This is a genomic window from Pseudomonas sp. 30_B, assembly GCF_017491605.1.
Classification (GTDB): Bacteria; Pseudomonadota; Gammaproteobacteria; order Pseudomonadales; family Pseudomonadaceae; genus Pseudomonas.
Window position 1 is genome coordinate 31,949 of record NZ_JAFGYY010000025.1, and the last position, 19,726, is coordinate 51,674.

18 protein-coding genes are annotated in these 19,726 nt (G+C 64.6%); 13 read left to right on the forward strand and 5 right to left on the reverse strand.

What is annotated here, in order from left to right:
• Both murU and J5M67_RS22575 read right to left on the reverse strand, forming a co-directional pair.
• The gene (gene murU, locus J5M67_RS22570) at positions 1–675 is read right to left on the reverse strand and encodes an N-acetylmuramate alpha-1-phosphate uridylyltransferase MurU (protein ID WP_207887548.1); all 675 of its coding nucleotides are present in this window, start codon (positions 673–675) and stop codon (positions 1–3) included.
• Positions 672–1,694, reverse strand: a complete 1,023-nt coding sequence (locus tag J5M67_RS22575) for an aminoglycoside phosphotransferase family protein (protein ID WP_207887549.1) — start codon at positions 1,692–1,694, stop codon at positions 672–674. Before J5M67_RS22575 ends, murU begins: the two co-directional genes overlap by 4 nt.
• A 129-nt stretch (positions 1,695–1,823) precedes the next feature.
• Here J5M67_RS22575 and J5M67_RS22580 point away from each other — a divergent pair, with 129 nt between their 5' ends.
• The 12 genes from J5M67_RS22580 to J5M67_RS22635 all read left to right on the forward strand — a co-directional run bounded on the left by J5M67_RS22580 (position 1,824) and on the right by J5M67_RS22635 (position 16,760).
• On the forward strand, positions 1,824–4,610 hold the full coding sequence (locus J5M67_RS22580; RefSeq protein ID WP_207887550.1) for an LPS-assembly protein LptD: 2,787 nt from the start codon (positions 1,824–1,826) through the stop codon (positions 4,608–4,610).
• Positions 4,591–5,883: a peptidylprolyl isomerase gene (locus J5M67_RS22585; RefSeq protein WP_207887551.1), complete on the forward strand. Its 1,293-nt coding sequence runs from the start codon at positions 4,591–4,593 to the stop codon at positions 5,881–5,883. The genes J5M67_RS22580 and J5M67_RS22585 overlap by 20 nt, the downstream gene beginning before the upstream one ends.
• Positions 5,884–5,996: 113 nt before the next feature.
• Positions 5,997–6,998 (forward strand): 4-hydroxythreonine-4-phosphate dehydrogenase PdxA, encoded by a 1,002-nt coding sequence (pdxA, locus tag J5M67_RS22590; protein ID WP_207887552.1) that lies wholly within the window; start codon positions 5,997–5,999, stop codon positions 6,996–6,998.
• Between the two features lie 116 nt (positions 6,999–7,114).
• Positions 7,115–7,933: a 16S rRNA (adenine(1518)-N(6)/adenine(1519)-N(6))-dimethyltransferase RsmA gene (gene rsmA / locus J5M67_RS22595; protein WP_207887553.1), complete on the forward strand. Its 819-nt coding sequence runs from the start codon at positions 7,115–7,117 to the stop codon at positions 7,931–7,933.
• Positions 7,930–8,310 carry a Co2+/Mg2+ efflux protein ApaG gene (gene apaG, locus J5M67_RS22600; protein WP_152219814.1) on the forward strand — a complete coding sequence of 127 codons (381 nt, stop codon included), beginning with the start codon at positions 7,930–7,932 and terminating at the stop codon, positions 8,308–8,310. Before rsmA ends, apaG begins: the two co-directional genes overlap by 4 nt.
• A complete protein-coding gene (locus tag J5M67_RS22605) occupies positions 8,310–9,134 on the forward strand; it encodes a symmetrical bis(5'-nucleosyl)-tetraphosphatase (protein WP_207887554.1) in 825 nt (274 codons plus the stop codon). The genes apaG and J5M67_RS22605 overlap by 1 nt, the downstream gene beginning before the upstream one ends.
• A gap of 43 nt (positions 9,135–9,177) precedes the next feature.
• Positions 9,178–9,507 (forward strand): thiosulfate sulfurtransferase GlpE, encoded by a 330-nt coding sequence (glpE, locus tag J5M67_RS22610; protein WP_207887555.1) that lies wholly within the window; start codon positions 9,178–9,180, stop codon positions 9,505–9,507.
• Between the two features lie 288 nt (positions 9,508–9,795).
• Positions 9,796–11,718 (forward strand): PrkA family serine protein kinase, encoded by a 1,923-nt coding sequence (locus J5M67_RS22615; RefSeq protein ID WP_015475261.1) that lies wholly within the window; start codon positions 9,796–9,798, stop codon positions 11,716–11,718.
• A 103-nt stretch (positions 11,719–11,821) separates the two neighbouring features.
• Complete coding sequence (locus J5M67_RS22620) at positions 11,822–13,093, forward strand: YeaH/YhbH family protein (RefSeq protein WP_207887556.1); 1,272 nt, start codon at positions 11,822–11,824, stop codon at positions 13,091–13,093.
• Positions 13,090–14,643, forward strand: a complete 1,554-nt coding sequence (locus J5M67_RS22625) for a SpoVR family protein (protein ID WP_207887557.1) — start codon at positions 13,090–13,092, stop codon at positions 14,641–14,643. The genes J5M67_RS22620 and J5M67_RS22625 overlap by 4 nt, the downstream gene beginning before the upstream one ends.
• A gap of 59 nt (positions 14,644–14,702) precedes the next feature.
• A complete protein-coding gene (locus tag J5M67_RS22630; protein ID WP_207887585.1) occupies positions 14,703–15,212 on the forward strand; it encodes a DUF4136 domain-containing protein in 510 nt (169 codons plus the stop codon).
• A gap of 318 nt (positions 15,213–15,530) precedes the next feature.
• Positions 15,531–16,760, forward strand: a complete 1,230-nt coding sequence (locus J5M67_RS22635; RefSeq protein ID WP_207887558.1) for a multifunctional CCA addition/repair protein — start codon at positions 15,531–15,533, stop codon at positions 16,758–16,760.
• Positions 16,761–16,916: 156 nt separating this feature from the next.
• Here J5M67_RS22635 and folK read toward each other — a convergent pair whose 3' ends face one another.
• Together folK and folB are read right to left on the reverse strand one after the other, a co-directional pair.
• Positions 16,917–17,453: a 2-amino-4-hydroxy-6-hydroxymethyldihydropteridine diphosphokinase gene (gene folK, locus J5M67_RS22640; RefSeq protein ID WP_207887559.1), complete on the reverse strand. Its 537-nt coding sequence runs from the start codon at positions 17,451–17,453 to the stop codon at positions 16,917–16,919.
• Entirely contained in the window at positions 17,444–17,797 is a 354-nt protein-coding gene (folB, locus tag J5M67_RS22645) for a dihydroneopterin aldolase (RefSeq protein ID WP_207887560.1), read from the reverse strand. Before folB ends, folK begins: the two co-directional genes overlap by 10 nt.
• 80 nt (positions 17,798–17,877) lie before the next feature.
• Between folB and plsY the strand changes: the two genes are divergently transcribed.
• On the forward strand, positions 17,878–18,447 hold the full coding sequence (gene plsY, locus J5M67_RS22650) for a glycerol-3-phosphate 1-O-acyltransferase PlsY (protein WP_207887561.1): 570 nt from the start codon (positions 17,878–17,880) through the stop codon (positions 18,445–18,447).
• 93 nt (positions 18,448–18,540) lie between these two features.
• Here the strand turns inward: plsY and tsaD are convergent, their stop codons facing one another.
• Positions 18,541–19,566 carry a tRNA (adenosine(37)-N6)-threonylcarbamoyltransferase complex transferase subunit TsaD gene (tsaD, locus tag J5M67_RS22655; protein ID WP_207887562.1) on the reverse strand — a complete coding sequence of 342 codons (1,026 nt, stop codon included), beginning with the start codon at positions 19,564–19,566 and terminating at the stop codon, positions 18,541–18,543.
• Positions 19,567–19,726: the final 160 nt, after the last annotated feature.

Sequence of the window (19,726 nt, forward strand, 5' to 3'; positions counted from 1 at the left end):
TCAGCCCTCCACCAACTGGCGTTCGACGTCGGCCAGGCGCTCATGGGTGCCGACATCGACCCAACGGCCAGCATGCTGCACGCCGCTCACGCGACCGGCCTCCATCGCCCGGCGCAGCAGTGGCGCCAGCTTGAAGGCGCCGGGCTCGCAGCCCTCGAACAGGGCCGGATGCAGGACGGCAATGCCGCTGTAGGTCAGGCTCGGCTCGCCTTCGCGGTAGTCGCTCACCCGGCCGGCGCGCAGGCAGAAATCACCGCGGCTGTGGTGCCCGGGATTGTCCACCAGCACCAGGTGCGCCAGATCGCCTTCGGCCAGTGCGCCGTGCAGGCTCGCGTAATCGAAGTCGGTCCAGATGTCGCCGTTGGCGATGACGAAGGCGTCATCGCCCAGCAGCGGCAGCGCCTTGAAGATGCCACCGCCGGTTTCCAGCGGCTCGCCTTCGGGCGAATAGCGGATGTCCACGTCGAACCGTGCGCCATCGCCCAGGTAGTCCTCGATCTGCTGGCCTAGCCAGGCATGGTTGATCACCAGTTGCTCGAAGCCGGCGCGGCGCAGCGCCCGCAGCTGGTACTCGATCAGCGGCACGCCACCGGCGCGCACCAGCGGTTTTGGGGTATGCAGGGTCAACGGGCGCAGGCGTTCGCCCTTGCCCGCGGCGAGGATCATGGCCTTCATGCGGGATGCGTCTCGTCTTTGGGCAGGCTCGCCAGCAGGACGGCAAGGTCGGCCAGCTCCGGACGGCGGGCGATGACGCTTTCCAGGTAGCGGAAGAAGCGTGGCACGTCACCGAGGTAACGCGGTTTGCCGTCGCGATGGCAGATGCGGGCGAAGATGCCGATCACCTTGAGGTGGCGTTGCGCGCCCATCAGGTCACTGGCGCGCAGGAAGTCCTCGAAGCGCGCCGGCAGCGGGATGCCGGCGGCCTGTGCCTTGCGCCAGTAACGCGACAGGCCATCGTGCACGCGCGGCTCCGGCCAGCTGAGGAAGGCGTCCTTGTAGAGGCAGGTCACGTCATAGGTGACCGGGCCGTAGACCGCATCCTGGAAATCCAGGATGCCGGGATTCGGCTCGCTGAGCATCAGATTGCGCGGCATGTAGTCGCGGTGCACCAGCACGCGCGGCTGCTCCAGCGCGCTGCGCACCAGCAGATCGCAGGTACGCTGCCAGGCGGCCAGTTGCTCACCCTCCAGGGTCACACCCAGGTGGCGCTGCAGGTACCAGTCGGGGAACAGCTGCAACTCGCGGCGCAGCAGGGCTTCGTCATAGGCGGGCAGGCGTTCGGCGACGTCCACCTGCTGGAAGGCCACCAGCGCATCCAGCGCGGGCTCGAACAGTTCCTCGGCGTTCTGCGGGTTGATCACGTCGAGGTAGGTCTGGCGACCGAGATCGCTGAGCAGCAGGAAGCCCTGCTCGACATCCTCGGCCAGAATCGTCGGCACGTGCACACCGGCCTCGGCCAGCAAAGCGGCGACCTTGACGAAGGGGCGGCAATCTTCCTGGGGCGGCGGCGCATCCATCACGATCAGGCTGCGGCCATCGCCCTGCCAACGGAAATAACGACGGAAACTGGCGTCGCTGCTGGCTGGCGTGAGGCTCGCCTCGGGCACCGGGCCCCAGCCTTCAGCATTGAACACAGCGGGCAAACTCAAGTCCAACCAGCCAATCATCTGCTGGTAACGGGCATCCTGTGACATCTTTATGGGTTCTCCACGGCCCTAGCCGTTGCGCGGGTCATGCTTTATTATCCAGCATCTTTTTGAGCCCATCGAGAGGCTCGCGGCCCTTACCGGGTCGATGGCTCGCAGGACGCCCGGATTAACAAGATGGCAGTGAATTTCCCCGTGTTCCGTAGAAAATTCCCCTTACTGGTGACCGGTGGCCTGCTGGCTATTCAGCCGCTCGCCTCTGTGACCGCGGCACCCGGTGAGCAGTTCGCCTGCCAACCTTCGGCCTCCGGCTCCTGGAACTGCGCACCGCAACAGAGCGCCACCAGCGTTCCGCGTCCGCAGCACAGCGCCACGGCCGTCAGTGCCGGCGCCAGCACCGCCGCTGCGACCAAGGGCGAGACGTCCGGCAGCAGCTCCGCTGCCAGCACCGAAGAGCCCCAGCAACTGGTCACCCAGTCCGGCGGCCGCGGCCTGAAGTCGCGCAGCACCGATTACAGCCACCTCGACTGGGTTCCGCGTGAGAAGCTGACCGCCGCCCAGCTGGCAGAAATGGGGCCGTACTGCAGCGGCGAATACGTCGAGCCGATCCGCCCGGGCATGAACGACAAGACCCCGAACGACGAGGCACCGACCTACGTCTCGGCCAAGGTGTCACGCTACGAGCAGGAAAAACAGGTCGCTACCCTCGCCGGTAACGTGGTCCTGCGCCAGGGCAGCATGCAGGTGGAAGCAGACGAAGCCAACCTGCACCAGGCGGAGAACCGTGGCGAGCTGGTCGGCAACGTCAAGCTGCGCGACAACGGCGCACTGATCGTCGGCGACCACGCCGAACTGCAGCTGGACAACGGCGCAGCGAAGATCGACAACGCCGAATACGTCATGCACCAGGCCCAGGTACGCGGCAGCGCGCTGTACGCCAAGCGCCAGGAAGACGCGATCATCCAGCTGAAAGACGGTACCTACACCCGCTGCGAACCCAGCAGCAACGCCTGGGTCCTCAAGGGCAACAACATCAAGCTGAACCCGGCCACCGGCTTCGGCACCGCGACCAACGCGACCCTGCGGGTGAAGGACATTCCGGTGTTCTACACCCCGTACATCTATTTCCCGATCGACAGCCGCCGCCAGTCCGGCTTCCTGCCGCCGTCGTTCTCCACCTCGAGCGATACCGGCTTCACGCTGACCACGCCTTACTACTTCAACCTGGCGCCGAACTACGACGCCACGTTGTACCCGAAATACATGGTCAAGCACGGCCTGCTGATGGAAGGCGAGTTCCGCTACCTGACCCACAGCAGCGAAGGCCAGTTCAACGCGGCCTACCTGAACGACAAGGACGACGACCGCAAGGGCTTCCCGCAGTACACCGACACCCGCTGGCTGTACGGCTGGAAGAACGTCAGCGGCCTGGATTCGCGCGTGCTGGCGCAGGTCGACTACACCCGCATCAGCGACCCGTACTACTTCCAGGACCTGGACACCTCGCTCGGCATCAACGCGCCGACCTACGTGAACCAGCAGGGCTCCCTGACCTATCGCGGCGACAGCTACACCGCGCGCTTGAATGCACAGGCCTATCAGTTGGCGAACGTGACCGACGTGACGCCATACGATCGCCTGCCGCAACTCACCCTGAACGGCGCCCTGCCGTTCAATCCCGGCGGCGCGAAGTTCACCTATGGCACCGAAGCCGTGCGCTTCGACCGCGACCTGGATGAAACCGTCTACCTCAATGACGACGGCACCATCAAAGGCACCCGTCCGGACGCCAATATCAAGGGCCTCGCTCGCGCCACCGGTGATCGCTTCCATGCCGAACCGGGCGTCAGCCTGCCGATGAACCGCAGCTGGGGCTTCATGACCCCCACCCTCAAGGGCCTGTACACCAAGTACGACCTGGACCTGGACGGCCAAGGCAAGCAGTACATTGCCAACAACCAGCCCTGGATCAACTACGAGAGCAGCCCGGATCGCGCCCTGACCCTGGCCAAGCTGGACTCCGGCCTGTACTTCGACCGCGACACCACCTTTGGCGGCAGCAAGTTCCGCCAGACGCTCGAACCGCGTGCGATGTACCTGTACGTGCCGTACAAGAACCAGGACAACCTGCCGACCTTCGACACCGGTGAATTCACCTTCAGCTACGACTCGCTGTGGCGCGAAAACCGCTTCACCGGCAAGGACCGCATCGGCGACGCCAACCAGCTGTCCCTCGGCCTGGGTTCGCGCTTCATCGACGACAGCGGCTTCGAGCGCGCCTATATCGCCGCCGGCCAGATCTACTACTTCAGCGACCGCCGCGTACAGCTGCCCGGCCTGACCGAGAACGACCTGCGCGTGAACGGCCAGGAAAACCCGGACGCCGACACCTGGCGCTCGCCTTACGCCCTGACCGGCCTGTATCGCTTCAACCATGACTGGTCTGCGAGTTCGGACTTCAACTGGAACGCTGATACCCATCACACCAACAACGGCAACCTGATGTTCCACTATCAGCCGGAAGCCGACCCTCGCAAGATCCTCAACGCCGGCTACCGTTATCGCGCCGACACCAAGAGCTACAACCCGAACACCGGCAACTTCCAGTACAACAACGACGTGAACAAGATCAACCAGCACGACTTCTCGTTCATGTGGCCGGTACTGCCGCAATGGGCCGCGATCGGCCGCTGGCAGTTCGACTACAACCAGAGCCGTACGCTGGAAGCCTTCGGCGGCTTCGAATACGACAGCTGCTGCTGGAAGCTGCGCCTGATCAATCGCTACTGGGTCAACTACGACGACGAGAACTACCTCAGTTCCAGCGACACGTCGAAGTCCGACCACGGTGTGTTCCTGCAAATCATCTTGAAAGGCCTTGGCGGCGTGGTTGGCAACCAGGTGGAAGGCTTCCTCGACCAAGGTATCCAGGGTTATCGTCAACGTGAAGACAATGCTATGTAAGGCCCTGCGCCCGCTGATGCTGGGCGCGCTGTTGGCAAGTTCCGTCGTGCATGCCGATGTGGTTCCACTGGATCGTGTCGTTGCCATCGTCGACAACGACGTGGTGATGCAGAGCCAGCTGGACCAGCGCCTGCGCGAAGTCCGTGCAACCATCCAGAAGCGTGGCGCGCCGCTGCCGCCGGAGCATGTTCTGACCCAGCAGGTGCTCGAGCGCCTGATCATCGAGAACATCCAGCTGCAGATCGGCGACCGCTCCGGCATCCGCATCACCGATGAGGAGCTGAACCAGGCCATGGGCACCATTGCCCAGCGCAACAACATGAGCCTGGACCAGTTCCGCGCCGCCCTCGCCCACGATGGCCTGTCCTATGACGACGCCCGCGAGCAGGTGCGTCGCGAGATGGTCATCAGCCGCGTGCGCCAGCGTCGCGTGGCCGAGCGCACCCAGGTCAGCGAGCAGGAAGTGCAGAATTTCCTCGCCTCCGACATGGGCAAGATCCAGCTCTCCGAAGAGTACCGCCTGGCCAACATCCTGATCCCGGTACCCGATGGCGCCTCGCCGGAAACCGTACAGGCTGCCGGTCGCCAGGCCACCGAGCTGTACCAGCAGCTCAAGCAGGGCGCAGACTTCGGCCAGCTGGCGGTATCCCGCTCGGCCGGCGACAACGCCCTGGAAGGCGGCGAGATCGGCTGGCGCAAGGCCGCCCAGCTGCCCTCCCCCTTCGACAGCATGGTCGGCAGCCTCGCCGTGGGTGACGTGACCGAGCCTGTGCGCACGCCGGGCGGCTACATCATCCTGAAACTGGAAGAGAAGCGCGGCGGCAGCAAAATGCTGCGCGACGAAGTCCACGTCCGCCACATCCTCCTCAAGCCCAGCGAAATCCGCAGCGATGAAGAGACCCAACGCCTGGCCGAAAAGCTCTACGAGCGCATCCAGGCTGGCGAGAGCTTCAGCGAGCTGGCGAAGAAGTATTCCGAAGACCCGGGTTCCAAGCTCAACGGCGGCGACCTCAACTGGGTCGACCCGGAATCCCTGGTGCCGGAGTTCCGCGAGGTGATGAACAACGCGCCGCAAGGCCAGGTCACCAAGCCCTTCCGTTCGCCGTTCGGCTGGCACGTGCTGGAAGTCCTCGGCCGCCGCGCCACCGACAGCAGCGACAAGTTCCGCGAACAGCAGGCTGCCCAGACCCTTCGCGCACGCAAGTACGACGAAGAACTGCAGGCCTGGCTGCGGCAGATCCGCGACGAAGCCTACGTCGAGATCAAGCAGTAAGCGGCGCGAGTCGCCCGAAAGAAACCCGGCCATGGCCGGGTTTCTTTTTGCCCATAAGAAGCTTCGTCGTAGAGTAGGCGCATCCGCTCCAACGCCCTGATTCGAGATCCCTGATGAGCACATCCCCCCTCTTTGCCCTGACCCCCGGCGAGCCCGCCGGTATCGGCCCCGACCTCTGCCTGCTGCTGGCCCGCGAGGCCCAGCCCCATCCGCTGGTCGCCGTCGCCAGCCGTGAGTTGCTGGCCGGGCGCGCCACCTTGCTGGGGCTGGACATCACCCTGCAGGAAGTCGGCCCCGGCCAGTGGCCGAGCGCCCCTGCTGCCGCTGGTACCCTGTATGTCTGGGATACCCCGCTGGCCGCGGCCGTCGAGCCCGGCAAGCTGAACCAGGCCAACGCCGCCTATGTACTGGAAACCCTGACCCGCGCCGGCAAAGGCTGCCTGGAAGGGCATTTCGCGGGCATGATCACCGCGCCGGTACACAAGGGTGTGATCAACGAGGCGGGCATCGCCTTCTCTGGTCATACCGAGTTCCTCGCCGACCTCACCCACACCGCCCAGGTGGTGATGATGCTCGCCACCCGCGGCCTGCGTGTGGCGCTGGTAACCACCCACCTGCCGCTGCGACAGATCGCCGACGCCATCACTCCGGATCGCCTGGAGCGCGTCACCCGCATCCTCCACGCCGACCTCCGCGACAAGTTCGGCATCGCCAATCCACGCATCCTGGTCTGCGGCCTGAACCCTCACGCCGGCGAAGGCGGCCACCTCGGCCACGAGGAAATCGACGTCATCGAGCCGACCCTCGAACGCCTGCGCACCGAAGGCATGCAGCTGATCGGCCCGCTGCCGGCCGACACGCTGTTCACCCCCAAGCACCTGGAGCACTGCGACGCCGTGCTGGCGATGTACCACGACCAGGGCCTGCCGGTGCTCAAGTACAAGGGTTTCGGCGCGGCGGTGAACGTCACCCTGGGCCTGCCGATCATCCGCACCTCGGTCGACCACGGCACCGCCCTGGACTTGGCCGGCACTGGCCGGATCGACAGCGGCAGCCTGCAGGTCGCCCTGGAAACCGCCTACCAGATGGCAGAAGCCGGTGTCGCGCGCCACTGAATCCCGTCGCTCCGTTCGGCCAGCGTTTCGTGCTGGCCGCACGGGGCTGGTAAACTGACGGTTTTTCGTCCCCAGCTTGCAGCCTCGCGCTCCCAGCTGCTCCTCCGGAGCCCTCGATGTCCGAACTTTTCCAACACCGTGCCCGCAAACGCTTTGGCCAGAACTTCCTGCATGACGCCGGGGTGATTCACAAGATCCTGCGCGCCATCGCCGCCAAGGAAGGCCAGCACCTGCTGGAAATCGGCCCGGGCCAGGGCGCCCTGACCGAAGGCCTGGTGGACAGCGGCGCCAAGCTCGACGTGATCGAGCTGGATCTGGACCTGATCCCGCAACTGAAATGGCGCTTCGGCCTGAAGCCCAACTTCAGCCTGCACCAGGGCGACGCCATGAAGTTCGACTTCTCGACCCTCGTCGCCTCCCCCGAGGACAAGCTGCGCGTGGTCGGCAACCTGCCCTACAACATCTCCACCCCGCTGATCTTCCATCTCCTGGACCACGCTTCGCTGATCCAGGACATGCACTTCATGCTGCAGAAGGAAGTGGTGGAACGCCTGGCCGCCGAGCCGGGCAACGGCGACTGGGGCCGCCTGTCGATCATGGTGCAGTACTTCTGCCGCGTGGATTACCTGTTCACCGTCGGCCCCGGCGCATTCAACCCGCCGCCGAAAGTCGAATCGGCTATCGTGCGCTTGGTCCCCTATACCGAACTGCCGCACCCGGCCAAGGACCATCGTCTGCTCGAACGCATCGTCCGCGAAGCCTTCAACCAGCGCCGCAAGACCCTGCGCAACACCTTGCGCGCACTGATGAGCGTGGAAGAGATCGAAGCCGCCGGCGTCGACCCGACCCTGCGCCCCGAACAGCTGGACGTGGCCGACTTCGTGCGCCTGGCCAACCGCCTGAGCGACCACCCTGCGCAGGAAACTTCCGCATGAGCGATCCGCGCTACAACGTCACCGTCAGCGTCACCACCCGCCACCTGCCCGAGCAATCCCAGCCGGAGCAGCAGCGCTACGTGTTCGCCTACACCGTGACCATTCACAACCAGGGCGAGCAGGCCGCCAAGCTGCTGACCCGTCACTGGGTCATCACCGACGGCAATGGCCATGTGCAGGAAGTGCGCGGCGCCGGCGTGGTCGGCGAGAAGCCGCTGATCGAGCCGGGCGCGAGCCACACCTACACCAGCGGAACGGTGCTGGCCACCCAGGTGGGCAGCATGCACGGCAGCTACCAGATGATCGCCGACGACGGCCATCACTTCGACGCCGAGATCCCGGTGTTCCGCCTGGCCGTGCCGGGAGCCCTGCACTGATGGCCACCTATGCCGTTGGCGACCTGCAGGGCTGCCTGGAGCCGCTAAAGTGCCTGCTTGAACAAGTGAAATTCGACCCGGCGCAGGACAAGCTCTGGCTGGTCGGCGACCTGGTCAACCGTGGCCCGGCGTCGCTGGAAACCTTGCGCTTCCTGTATGGCATGCGCGATTCGGTAGTCTGCGTGCTGGGCAATCACGACCTGCACCTGATCGCCGTGGCCTACAACGCCGAGCGCCTGAAGAAGAACGACACCCTGCGCGAGATCGTCGAGGCACCGGATCGCGCCGAGCTGATCGAATGGCTGCGGCAGATGCCGCTGGTCCATCACGATGCGCAGCGCGACATCACTCTGGTGCACGCCGGCATCCCGCCGCAATGGTCCATCGACAAAGCCCTGCTGCGCGCCGCCGAAGTCGAAAAGGCCCTGCGTGACGACACCCAGCTGCCGATGTTCCTCGACGGCATGTACGGCAACGAGCCGGCCAAGTGGGACAAGAAGCTGCACGGCATCGAGCGCCTGCGGGTGATCACCAACTACTTCACGCGCATGCGCTTCTGCACCCCCGAGGGCAAGCTCGATCTGAAATCCAAGGAAGGCCTGGGCACCGCACCGTCCGGCTATGCGCCCTGGTTCAGCTATACCGAGCGCAAGGCCGCCGGGCGCAAGATCATCTTCGGCCACTGGGCCGCGCTGGAAGGCCAGTGCGACGTCCCCGGCCTGTTCGCCCTGGACACCGGCTGCGTCTGGGGCGGCAGCATGACCCTGCTGAACGTCGACACCCTTGAGCGCATCCACTGCGACTGCGCCAAGGAACACCCCTGATTCCAGCGGGGCCGAGCGCCCCGCGTCCTGCGAGGTACCCCACATGAGCGAGTTCAAGCGCATCGCCCCCGACCTGGCCCAGCAACTGCGCGAAGGCGGCGCCCAGGTCGTCGACATCCGCGACCCGCAAAGCTACGCCCTGGGCCATATCACCGGCTCGCGGCACATCGACAACTACTCGGTGGCCGATTTCATCCGCGAAGCGGACATGGATGCACCGCTGGTCGTGGTCTGCTACCACGGCAACTCCAGCCAGAGCGCGGCGGCCTATTTCGTCCAGCAGGGCTTCTCCGAGGTCTACAGCCTCGACGGCGGCTTCGAACTGTGGCGCAGCGTCTATCCCGCGGATACCAGCGCGGGCGGCTCCGACTGAAAACCCCTACGAAACAGACGGAATAGCTCTCCAAAAAATCTGTAACTTCTCGCGCTTTCGCCCTTTACAGGTCTGAGAACGAACTATCCTTTCCCTCAGGCCATCCAAAACAGGGAGAGCCGGCACACCGGCTTCCGGGAAATCGGCAGTGACCATTTGGGGCGGATCAGGGCAGAGGCCAGGTTCCGTTGGAGTTCTGGGGGATTCTCGCCGGCATCACTGGCGGCCCGACCGCACCCGCACACGACCGATCCCGCGCCGGCTCCATGCATCGAGCGAGGAGACGTCATGAGCATTTTCAGTCACTTCCAGGAACGCTTCGAAGCGACCCGCCAAGAGGAATACTCCCTGCAGGAGTACCTGGATCTCTGCAAGCAGGACAAGACCGCCTACGCCACCGCTGCCGAACGGATACTGATGGCCATCGGTGAGCCCGAACTACTGGACACCTCGGTCGATTCGCGCCTGTCGCGGATCTTCTCGAACAAGGTGATCCGTCGTTACCCGGCCTTTGCCGACTTCCATGGCATGGAAGAGTGCATCGACCAGATCGTCGCCTTCTTCCGCCACGCGGCCCAGGGCCTGGAAGAGAAGAAACAGATCCTTTACCTCCTCGGCCCGGTGGGCGGCGGCAAGTCGTCCCTGGCCGAAAAACTCAAGCAACTGATGGAGCACGTGCCCTTCTATGCGATCAAGGGCTCGCCGGTGTTCGAATCGCCCCTGGGGCTGTTCAACCCTGACGAAGACGGCGCCATCCTCGAAGAGGACTACGGCATTCCCCGGCGCTACCTGCGCTCGGTGATGTCGCCCTGGGCGACCAAGCGCCTCAATGAGTTCGGCGGCGACATCAGCCAGTTCCGCGTGGTCAAGCTGCACCCGTCGATCCTCAACCAGATCGCCATCGCCAAGACCGAACCTGGGGATGAGAACAACCAGGACATCTCCGCGCTGGTCGGCAAGGTGGATATCCGCAAGCTGGAAGAATTCCCGCAGAACGACGCCGACGCCTACAGCTACTCGGGCGCGCTGTGCCGGGCCAACCAGGGCCTGATGGAATTCGTCGAGATGTTCAAGGCGCCGATCAAGGTCCTGCACCCCTTGCTCACCGCGACCCAGGAAGGCAACTACAACAGCACCGAAGGCCTCGGTTCCCTGCCCTACAGCGGCATCATCCTGGCCCACTCCAACGAGTCGGAGTGGCACAGCTTCCGTAACAACAAGAACAACGAGGCCTTCATCGACCGGATCTACATCGTCAAGGTGCCGTACTGCCTGCGCGTCTCCGACGAGATCAAGATCTACGACAAACTGCTGGTCAACAGCTCGCTGGCCCACGCCCATTGCGCGCCGGACACCCTGAAGATGCTCTCGCAGTTCTCCGTGCTGTCGCGCCTGAAAGAGCCGGAAAACTCCAACATCTACTCGAAGATGCGCGTCTACGATGGCGAAAACCTGAAGGACACCGATCCCAAGGCCAAGTCCATCCAGGAATACCGCGACACCGCCGGGGTCGACGAGGGCATGGCCGGGCTTTCCACCCGCTTCGCCTTCAAGATCCTGTCCAAGGTCTTCAACTTCGACCCGCATGAAGTGGCGGCCAACCCGGTGCACCTGCTCTATGTGCTGGAACAGCAGATCGAACAGGAACAGTTCCCGCCGGAAACCCGCGAACGCTACCTGCGCTTCCTGAAGGAATACCTGGCGCCGCGCTACGTCGAGTTCATCGGCAAGGAAATCCAGACCGCCTACCTGGAGTCCTACAGCGAGTACGGCCAGAACATCTTCGACCGCTACGTGCTGTACGCCGACTTCTGGATCCAGGACCAGGAATACCGCGACCCGGAAACCGGTGAAATCCTCAACCGTGCCGCCCTCAACGAGGAACTGGAGAAGATCGAGAAACCCGCCGGCATCAGCAACCCGAAGGATTTCCGCAACGAAATCGTCAACTTCGTGCTGCGCGCCCGCGCCGGCAACAACGGCAAGAACCCCAGCTGGCTGTCGTACGAGAAGCTGCGTGTGGTGATCGAGAAGAAGATGTTCTCCAACACCGAAGACCTGCTGCCGGTCATCAGCTTCAACGCCAAGGCGAGCAAGGAGGATCAGCAGAAGCACAACGACTTCGTCAAACGCATGGTCGAGCGCGGCTACACCGAGAAGCAGGTACGCCTGCTGTCGGAATGGTATCTGCGGGTTCGCAAGTCGCAGTAGTCTGCCATCGGCGCGGCGGTTTCCGTCGCGCCGGTCGCCGTCGCATTCGGACCTGCTCCGGGGCGGCTCCACGCCGCCGCGCAGCAGGCCCTGAGGAGCATTCATGAGCTACGTCATCGACCGGCGTCTGAACGGCAAGAACAAGAGCACGGTGAACCGCCAGCGCTTCCTGCGGCGTTACCGTGAGCACATCAAGAAGGCGGTGGAAGAGGCGGTCAGCCGTCGTTCCATCACCGACATGGAACATGGCGAACAGATCAGCATTCCCGGCCGCGATATCGACGAGCCGGTGCTGCACCATGGCCGCGGTGGCCGGCAGACCGTCGTCCACCCCGGCAACAAGGAGTTCACCTCCGGCGAACACATCCCACGGCCCCAGGGCGGCGGTGGCGGCCGCGGTGGCGGCAAGGCCAGCAACCAGGGCGACGGGATAGACGACTTCGTCTTCCAGATCACCCAGGAGGAATTCCTCGACTTCATGTTCGAGGACCTGGAGCTGCCCAACCTGGTCAAGCGCCATCTCACCGGCAGCGACACCTTCAAGACCGTGCGCGCCGGCATCAGCAACGAAGGCAACCCGTCACGCATCAACATCGTGCGCACCCTGCGTTCGGCCCACGCACGGCGCATCGCCCTGTCCGGCTCGACCCGCAGCAAGCTGCGCGCGGCGCTGGCCGAACTGGACCGCCTGAAACGCGAGGAACCGGACAACCTGGGCGACATCCAGGACCTGGAGCAGAAGATCGCCGCCATGCGCGCGCGCATCGACCGGGTGCCGTTCCTCGACACCTTCGACCTCAAGTACAACCTGCTGATCAAGCAGCCCAACCCGACTTCCAAGGCCGTGATGTTCTGCCTGATGGACGTCTCCGGCTCGATGACCCAGGCCACCAAGGACATCGCCAAGCGCTTCTTCATCCTGCTCTACCTGTTCCTCAAGCGGAACTACGAGAAGATCGAAGTGGTGTTCATCCGCCACCACACCAGCGCCCGCGAAGTGGATGAGGAAGAGTTCTTCTACTCCCGCGAGACCGGCGGCACCATCGTCTCCAGCGCGCTCAAGCTGATGCAGGAAGTGATGGCCGAGCGCTACCCCACCAACGAGTGGAACATCTACGCCGCCCAGGCTTCGGATGGCGACAACTGGAACGACGACTCGCCGGTCTGCCGCGATATCCTGATGAAACAGATCATGCCGTTCGTGCAGTACTACACCTACGTCGAGATCACCCCGCGCGAGCACCAGGCGCTGTGGTTCGAGTACGAGAAGATCCGCGAGAGCTTCGAAGACAGCTTCGCCCAGCAGCAGATCGTCTCCTCCTCGGACATCTATCCGGTGTTCCGCGAGCTGTTCCAGAGGAGGCTCGTCGCATGAGCAAGCGTCAGCCGATCGCCACCGGCTCGGAGTGGACCTTCGAGCTGATCCAGCAGTACGACCGCGAGATCAGTCGGCTCGCCGAACGCTATGCGCTGGACACCTACCCCAACCAGATCGAGGTGATCACCGCCGAGCAGATGATGGACGCCTACGCCTCCGTCGGCATGCCCATCGGTTACAACCACTGGTCCTATGGCAAGCACTTCCTCAGCACGGAAAAGAACTACAAGCGCGGCCAGATGGGTCTGGCCTACGAGATCGTGATCAACTCCGATCCGTGCATCGCCTACCTGATGGAAGAGAACACCCAATGCATGCAGGCGCTGGTGATCGCCCACGCCTGCTACGGGCACAACAGCTTCTTCAAGGGCAACTACCTGTTCCGCACCTGGACCGACGCCACCTCGATCATCGATTACCTGGTGTTCGCCAAGTCCTACATCAACAAGTGCGAGGAGCGTTACGGCATCGACGCCGTGGAGGACCTGCTGGACTCCTGCCACGCCCTGATGAACTACGGCGTCGACCGCTACAAGCGGCCCTACCCGATCTCCGCAGAGGAAGAGCGGCAGCGCCAGAAGGAGCGCGAGGAGCAGATCCAGCGCCAGGTCAACGACCTCTGGCGGACCATTCCCAAGGCCGGCGGCAAGGACAAGGAGCAGGCCCTGGCCCGCTACCCCAGCGAGCCGCAGGAGAACATCCTCTACTTCATCGAGAAGAACGCGCCGCTGCTCGAACCCTGGCAGCGCGAAGTGGTGCGCATCGTGCGCAAGGTGGCGCAGTACTTCTACCCGCAGCGCCAGACCCAGGTGATGAACGAAGGCTGGGCGACCTTCTGGCACTACACCCTGATCAACGACCTCTACGACGAGGGCCTGGTCAGCGACGGCTTCATGATGGAGTTCCTCCAGTACCACACCAGCGTGGTCTACCAGCCCGGCTTCGACAGCCCTTACTACAGCGGCATCAACCCCTATGCGCTGGGCTTCGCCATGTACCGCGACATCCGCCGCATCTGCGAGAACCCTACAGAGGAGGACAAGCGCTGGTTCCCGGACATCGCCGGCAGCGACTGGCTGGCCACCCTGAAGTTCGCCATGAAGAGCTTCAAGGACGAGAGCTTCGTCCTGCAGTTCCTTTCGCCCAAGGTGATCCGCGAGTTCAAGCTGTTCAGTATCCTCGACGACGACCAGAAGGACGACCTGCTGGTCGACGCCATCCACGACGACGACGGCTACCGCAAGATCCGCGAAACCCTGGCTGCGCAGTACAACCTCGGCAATCGCGAGCCGAACATCCAGATCTGGGATGTGGACCGCCGCGGCGACCGCTCGCTGACCCTGCGCCACCAGCAGCACGACCGCAAACCGCTGGGCGACTCCACCGACGACGTACTCAAGCACCTGCACCGCCTGTGGGGCTTCGACATCCACCTGGAAACCCTGCAGGGCGAGAACCTGGTCAACACCTTCCACATGCCCCCAAAGGGTGAACGCGACAGCGAGGAGGGATACCCGCGTCTTGACCTGATCATCCCACCCATTTGATCGGTTGACCGGTGCATCGGACGGCTTCCAGCATGGCGAGACTCCCCGTGGAGATCGCCATGCGCCTGTTCGCCATCCTGCTGCTCTGCCTCGCCGTCGCCACCTGCACCAACCCGATGCCGCGCGCCCAGGTTTCCCATACCGCCGACGCACGGCTGTCCGGCCTGCACGACTTCCAGCTGATACCGCCGGAGAACGCCGTCGATGCCCTGCCCTACCGTAACCGCTACCCACCGATCAACGCCCAGGTGCGCCAAGGCCTGGTCGAGCGCGGCTACCGGGAAAGCGCCACGCCGCAGATCCGCGTCTACTACTGGCTGGCATTGCAGGACGCGCCGTTGGAGTTCAAGGTCGACGTGCCGCCGCCCGACCCGCTCGGCCCCTACCTCGCCATCCACCGCCTGCGTGACGAAACCGGAACTCTGCGCCTGCGGCTGACCGACATGCAGGAACAGGTGCTCTGGGAGGGTACCGTCAGCACCGGCCTGAGCCCCGCGCACGCGAGCGCCGCCCTGCTGCAGGACGCCATCGACGCGCTGCTGAAACAGATCCCCACCGCCACGCCATAGCGCCATGCATTACGCCCGCCGCCGTATGAGCAACTGTCTTTTGGGCTATTCGCTGCGCTTACCCTTCGGGCCGCACTGAAGTGCGTTCAGCGCAAGCGCTGTCCCGCGTTCGCGGGAGAGACGGTGTCGTGCATCGTCCCCAGCACACGTCATCCCCGCGAACGCGGGGAGCCAGAAAACAACGTAGAGCGGACTCCGTCCGCGATAATCCTCGCAGCGGAGTTCTTCGCGAACGGAGTCCGCTCCTACGAAAGCCCGCCACGCTTGCCCCACCCGCCACAAACCCCGAAGCTATCCCCCAGAACAGGAGACAGCTTCATGCAGATCTACAAGGTGGGCGGCGCCGTGCGCGATCGCCTGCTCGGCATCCCCTTCAGCGACACCGACTGGGTCGTGGTCGGCGCCAGCGCCGACGACATGCTCGCCCAGGGCTACCGCCCGGTCGGCGCCGATTTCCCGGTCTTCCTCCACCCGAAAACCGGCGAGGAATACGCCCTGGCCCGCACCGAACGGAAAAGCGGGCGCGGCTACGGCGGCTTCACCTTCTACGCCAGCCCCGACGTCACCCTGGAAGAAGACCTGATCCGCCGCGACCTCACCATCAACGCCATGGCCGAGGACGATCAGGGCACGGTGGTCGACCCCTACGGCGGCCAGCAGGACCTCCAGGCACGACTGCTGCGTCACGTCTCCCCCGCCTTCGCCGAAGACCCGCTGCGCGTGCTGCGCGTCGCCCGCTTCGCCGCCCGCTACGCCCCGCAGGGCTTCTCCGTGGCGCCGGAAACCCTGGAGTTGATGCGCGAACTGTCCGAATCCGGCGAACTGGAAGCCCTGACCGCCGAACGCAGCTGGAAGGAAATCTCCCGCGCCCTGATGGAACCGCGCCCTGACGTGTTCATCCAGGTCCTGCGCGACTGCGGCGCGCTGGCCGTGCTGATGCCGGAAGTCGACGCGTTGTTCGGCGTACCGCAGCCGCCAGAACACCATCCGGAAGTGGACACCGGCGAGCACGTGCTGGCCGTGCTGCGCGAGTGCGCCAGGCGAGACCAGCCGCTGAGCGTACGCTGGGCCTGCCTGGTGCATGACCTGGGCAAGGGCAGGACGCGCGAGGCAGACTGGCCGAAACACCACGCCCATGAACACCTCGGCCTGCCGCTGATCGATGCGATCAACGCGCGCTTCAAGGTCCCGCGTGACTGCCAGGAACTGGCGCGACTGGTCGGCGAGTACCACACCCATTGCCACCGCGCGCTGGAGCTGCGGCCGAACACGATTCTGGAGCTGCTGCAGTCCTTCGACATCTACCGCCGCCCACAGCGCTTCGAGGAGTTCCTCGCCGCCAGCGAGATGGACGCCCGTGGCCGCCATGGGCTGGAAGAGCGGGAATACCCGCAGGCGAACTACCTGCGCGGCGCGGCACAGGCCGCCCGCGAAGTCGCGGTGCAGCCGCTATTGGAGAAAGGATACAAGGGCGCCGAACTGGGCGAAGCCCTCAAGCGCGAGCGCCTGACAGCTCTGAAGGCCTACAAGGAAAACTACGCCGGCTAACCGTAGGGCGTATAACCGTTCGCGGTTATACGCCGATTCACGGGAAGCCAGGCTCTTGTAGGAGCGGACTCCGTCCGCGATGAACCCACGTGCCGTGCGGATCGCGGACGAAGTCCGCTCCTACGACTCGTTGCCCAACAGGACACCGCAGCAAGATCAAGCCGCCGGATGCGCCTGGAGCAGCGTCGCCGGCGTCAGCTCCGTACCGCGCCATTGGAAGGGCACTGGCCAGAGCCGCTGGTCGATCCGCGCCTCGGCCCACAGCTCGGCAAAGCTGCGCTGCACACCCGGATGCTTCAGCTGCGGCGCCAGCAGCGACAGCGGCCAGAGCACGAAGGCATTCTTCAACACCTCGGCACGCGGCAGTGTCAGGCCGTCGAACTCGCCGTGCAGGTCGCCATACAGCAGCACATCGATATCCAAGGGCAGCCCCTTGCGCTCCGGCGCATAGCGGCCGTTGTCCGCCTCGATGTGCTTCAGGCGCAGGCTCAGCTCTGCCAGCGGCAGGTCGGTACGCGCCACGATCACGAAGTTGTAGAAGGGGCCGCTGCGAATCCCCACCGGCTCGCTCTCGAATACCGGCGAGCAGTGGATATCCTCGAGGAAGCCGTCCAGCGCCTCGAGTCCGGCAAGCAGATGGCGCTCGCGCTCGAAGTTGCTGCCCAGCCCCAGGTAGACCGTCGTCAGCGGCATCCGCGTTCGATCTCCACACCCACGCCGATAGCCGCCGCAACGGCGCCGGGCTTGGTGACCTTGAGGCGCAGCCACTGAATGCCGAACTCCGTCATCAGCAGCGCGGCCAGGCGCTCGGCAAAGGTTTCCACCAGCTGGAAATGCGCGTCACGGGCGAACGCCATCACGCGCTCGGAGAGCACGGCGTAGTCCAGGGCCTTGGCGATGTCGTCGTCGGCCGCTGCCGGGCGGTTGTCCCAACCCAGCGTCAGGTCCAGGCGCAGGCACTGCCGGATACCCCGTTCCCAGTCGTAGACGCCGATCACGGTGTCCACTTCCAGCCCCTCGATGAAAACTCTGTCCACTGACTGCATGCTCCAAGGCGACACGACAAGCGGCCGGCGCCCCGTTAGAATCGGAAACGACCTCGTCTCCGGTGGAAACCATGTTCTGGTTCTTGGCGATCCTCGCCTACCTGCTCGGATCACTGTCCTTCGCGGTACTCCTCAGTCGCCTGTTCGGCACCGCCGACCCGCGCGCCAGCGGCTCGGGCAACCCCGGCGCCACCAACATGCTGCGCCTGGCCGGCAAGAAGATCGCCATCCTCACCCTGCTCGGCGACCTCGCCAAGGGGCTGATTTCCGTCCTCGTCGCCCGCCTGATCGGCCTGACCGACATGGAGCAGGCCTGGGTCGGCCTGGCGGCGGTAATCGGCCACCTCTACCCGCTGTACTTCAATTTCCGTGGCGGTAAGGGCGTCGCCACCGCCGCCGGCATGCTGCTGGCGCTCTACCCGCCCGCCGCGCTCCTCGCTGCAGCGGCCTGGCTGGTCACCTTCAAGCTCTCACGCACCAGCTCGCTCGCATCCCTGGTCGCGACCCCGCTGACCCTGCCGCTGCTGGCCTGGCAGGAGCCGTCGGCGTTGCTGCCGATGACCGTGCTCACCGGCCTGATCGTCTGGCGTCACCGCAGCAACCTGCGCGATCTCATCGCCGGACGCGAACGGCACTTCTGATCCACCAGCTTCCTGTCCGGCAAACCGCGCTGCAAGCGAAAAAACGGCCCATGCCGCTCAGAGCATGTGCCGCGTCGTTTGCAGCGTCATTATTCAGATCGCCGGCAGCGACTCCATTGGCCAGCGCGCCTGCACGCCGATCGACGGACCATCCTTCTGCCCGGCCAGCAACCGCTGGCAGCCAGCATAGGCGATCATCGCGCCGTTATCGGTGCAGAAGCGCGGACGGGCGTAGAACACCTGGCCCTTCATCTCACCGAGCATCTTTTCCAGATGCTGGCGCAGCGCCTGGTTGGCACTCACACCACCGGCGATCACCAGGCTTTTCAGGTGCGTCTGCTTGAGCGCGCGGCGGCACTTGATGGTCAGGGTCTCCACCACCGCCGTCTGGAACGCCAGGGCGATATCGCAGCGGGTCTGCTCGCTGTCGTCACCGGCTTCGACGCAACGCTGCCAGGTGTTCAGGGCGAAGGTCTTGAGGCCGCTGAAGCTGAAATCGAGGCCGGGACGGTCGGTCATCGGCCGAGGGAAGACAAAGCGACCAGCGGTGCCGCTCGCGGCCAGGCGTGCGATCTCGGGGCCACCGGGATAGGCAAGACCGAGCAGTTTGGCGGTCTTGTCGAAGGCCTCGCCGGCAGCGTCGTCCACGGACTCACCGAGAACCTGGTAACGGCCGATGCCATCCACGCGCACCAGTTGGGTATGGCCACCGGAGACCAACAAGGCGACGAACGGAAACTGCGGCGGCTGCTCTTCCAGCATCGGCGCCAGCAAGTGGCCTTCCATATGGTGCACGCCGACGGCCGGCACACCCCAGGCGAACGCCATGGCCTGTGCGCAGGATGCGCCGACCAGCAGCGCGCCCACCAGGCCGGGGCCGGCGGTGTAGGCAATGGCGTCGATGTTCTCGGCCGTGCAGCCGGACTCGTCCAGCACCTGGCGGATCAGCGGCAGCATGCGCTTGACGTGGTCACGGGAGGCCAGCTCGGGGACCACGCCGCCGTACAGGCGGTGCAGGTCGATCTGGCTGAACAGCGCGTCGGCCAGAAGACCCTTTTCGCTGTCGTAAAGTGCGACGCCGGTCTCGTCGCAGGAGGTTTCCAACCCCAGCACTAGCATGGGTTCGAGCCTTTATTCTGGGCAAATTTGAAGCCGCGCATCATAATCGGCGGCTTGGCTTCGGACCAGCGCTTTTCGATCGGAGGCTTTGCATTCCTTCGCCCGAACGTTTAATATCCGCAACCCTTGAAAACCGCCGACTCCCGAACCAACTGTCAGG

What these genes read in the sequence shown, in the direction of transcription:
- murU (WP_207887548.1), bottom strand. Translation starts at nt 675, where the DNA reads ATGAAGGCCATGATCCTCGCCGCGGGCAAGGGCGAACGCCTGCGCCCG.
- J5M67_RS22575 (WP_207887549.1), bottom strand. Translation starts at nt 1,694, where the DNA reads ATGTCACAGGATGCCCGTTACCAGCAGATGATTGGCTGGTTGGACTTG.
- J5M67_RS22580 (WP_207887550.1), top strand. Translation starts at nt 1,824, where the DNA reads ATGGCAGTGAATTTCCCCGTGTTCCGTAGAAAATTCCCCTTACTGGTG.
- pdxA (WP_207887552.1), top strand. Translation starts at nt 5,997, where the DNA reads ATGAGCACATCCCCCCTCTTTGCCCTGACCCCCGGCGAGCCCGCCGGT.
- rsmA (WP_207887553.1), top strand. Translation starts at nt 7,115, where the DNA reads ATGTCCGAACTTTTCCAACACCGTGCCCGCAAACGCTTTGGCCAGAAC.
- apaG (WP_152219814.1), top strand. Translation starts at nt 7,930, where the DNA reads ATGAGCGATCCGCGCTACAACGTCACCGTCAGCGTCACCACCCGCCAC.
- J5M67_RS22605 (WP_207887554.1), top strand. Translation starts at nt 8,310, where the DNA reads ATGGCCACCTATGCCGTTGGCGACCTGCAGGGCTGCCTGGAGCCGCTA.
- glpE (WP_207887555.1), top strand. Translation starts at nt 9,178, where the DNA reads ATGAGCGAGTTCAAGCGCATCGCCCCCGACCTGGCCCAGCAACTGCGC.
- J5M67_RS22615 (WP_015475261.1), top strand. Translation starts at nt 9,796, where the DNA reads ATGAGCATTTTCAGTCACTTCCAGGAACGCTTCGAAGCGACCCGCCAA.
- J5M67_RS22620 (WP_207887556.1), top strand. Translation starts at nt 11,822, where the DNA reads ATGAGCTACGTCATCGACCGGCGTCTGAACGGCAAGAACAAGAGCACG.
- J5M67_RS22625 (WP_207887557.1), top strand. Translation starts at nt 13,090, where the DNA reads ATGAGCAAGCGTCAGCCGATCGCCACCGGCTCGGAGTGGACCTTCGAG.
- J5M67_RS22630 (WP_207887585.1), top strand. Translation starts at nt 14,703, where the DNA reads ATGCGCCTGTTCGCCATCCTGCTGCTCTGCCTCGCCGTCGCCACCTGC.
- J5M67_RS22635 (WP_207887558.1), top strand. Translation starts at nt 15,531, where the DNA reads ATGCAGATCTACAAGGTGGGCGGCGCCGTGCGCGATCGCCTGCTCGGC.
- folK (WP_207887559.1), bottom strand. Translation starts at nt 17,453, where the DNA reads ATGCCGCTGACGACGGTCTACCTGGGGCTGGGCAGCAACTTCGAGCGC.
- plsY (WP_207887561.1), top strand. Translation starts at nt 17,878, where the DNA reads ATGTTCTGGTTCTTGGCGATCCTCGCCTACCTGCTCGGATCACTGTCC.
- tsaD (WP_207887562.1), bottom strand. Translation starts at nt 19,566, where the DNA reads ATGCTAGTGCTGGGGTTGGAAACCTCCTGCGACGAGACCGGCGTCGCA.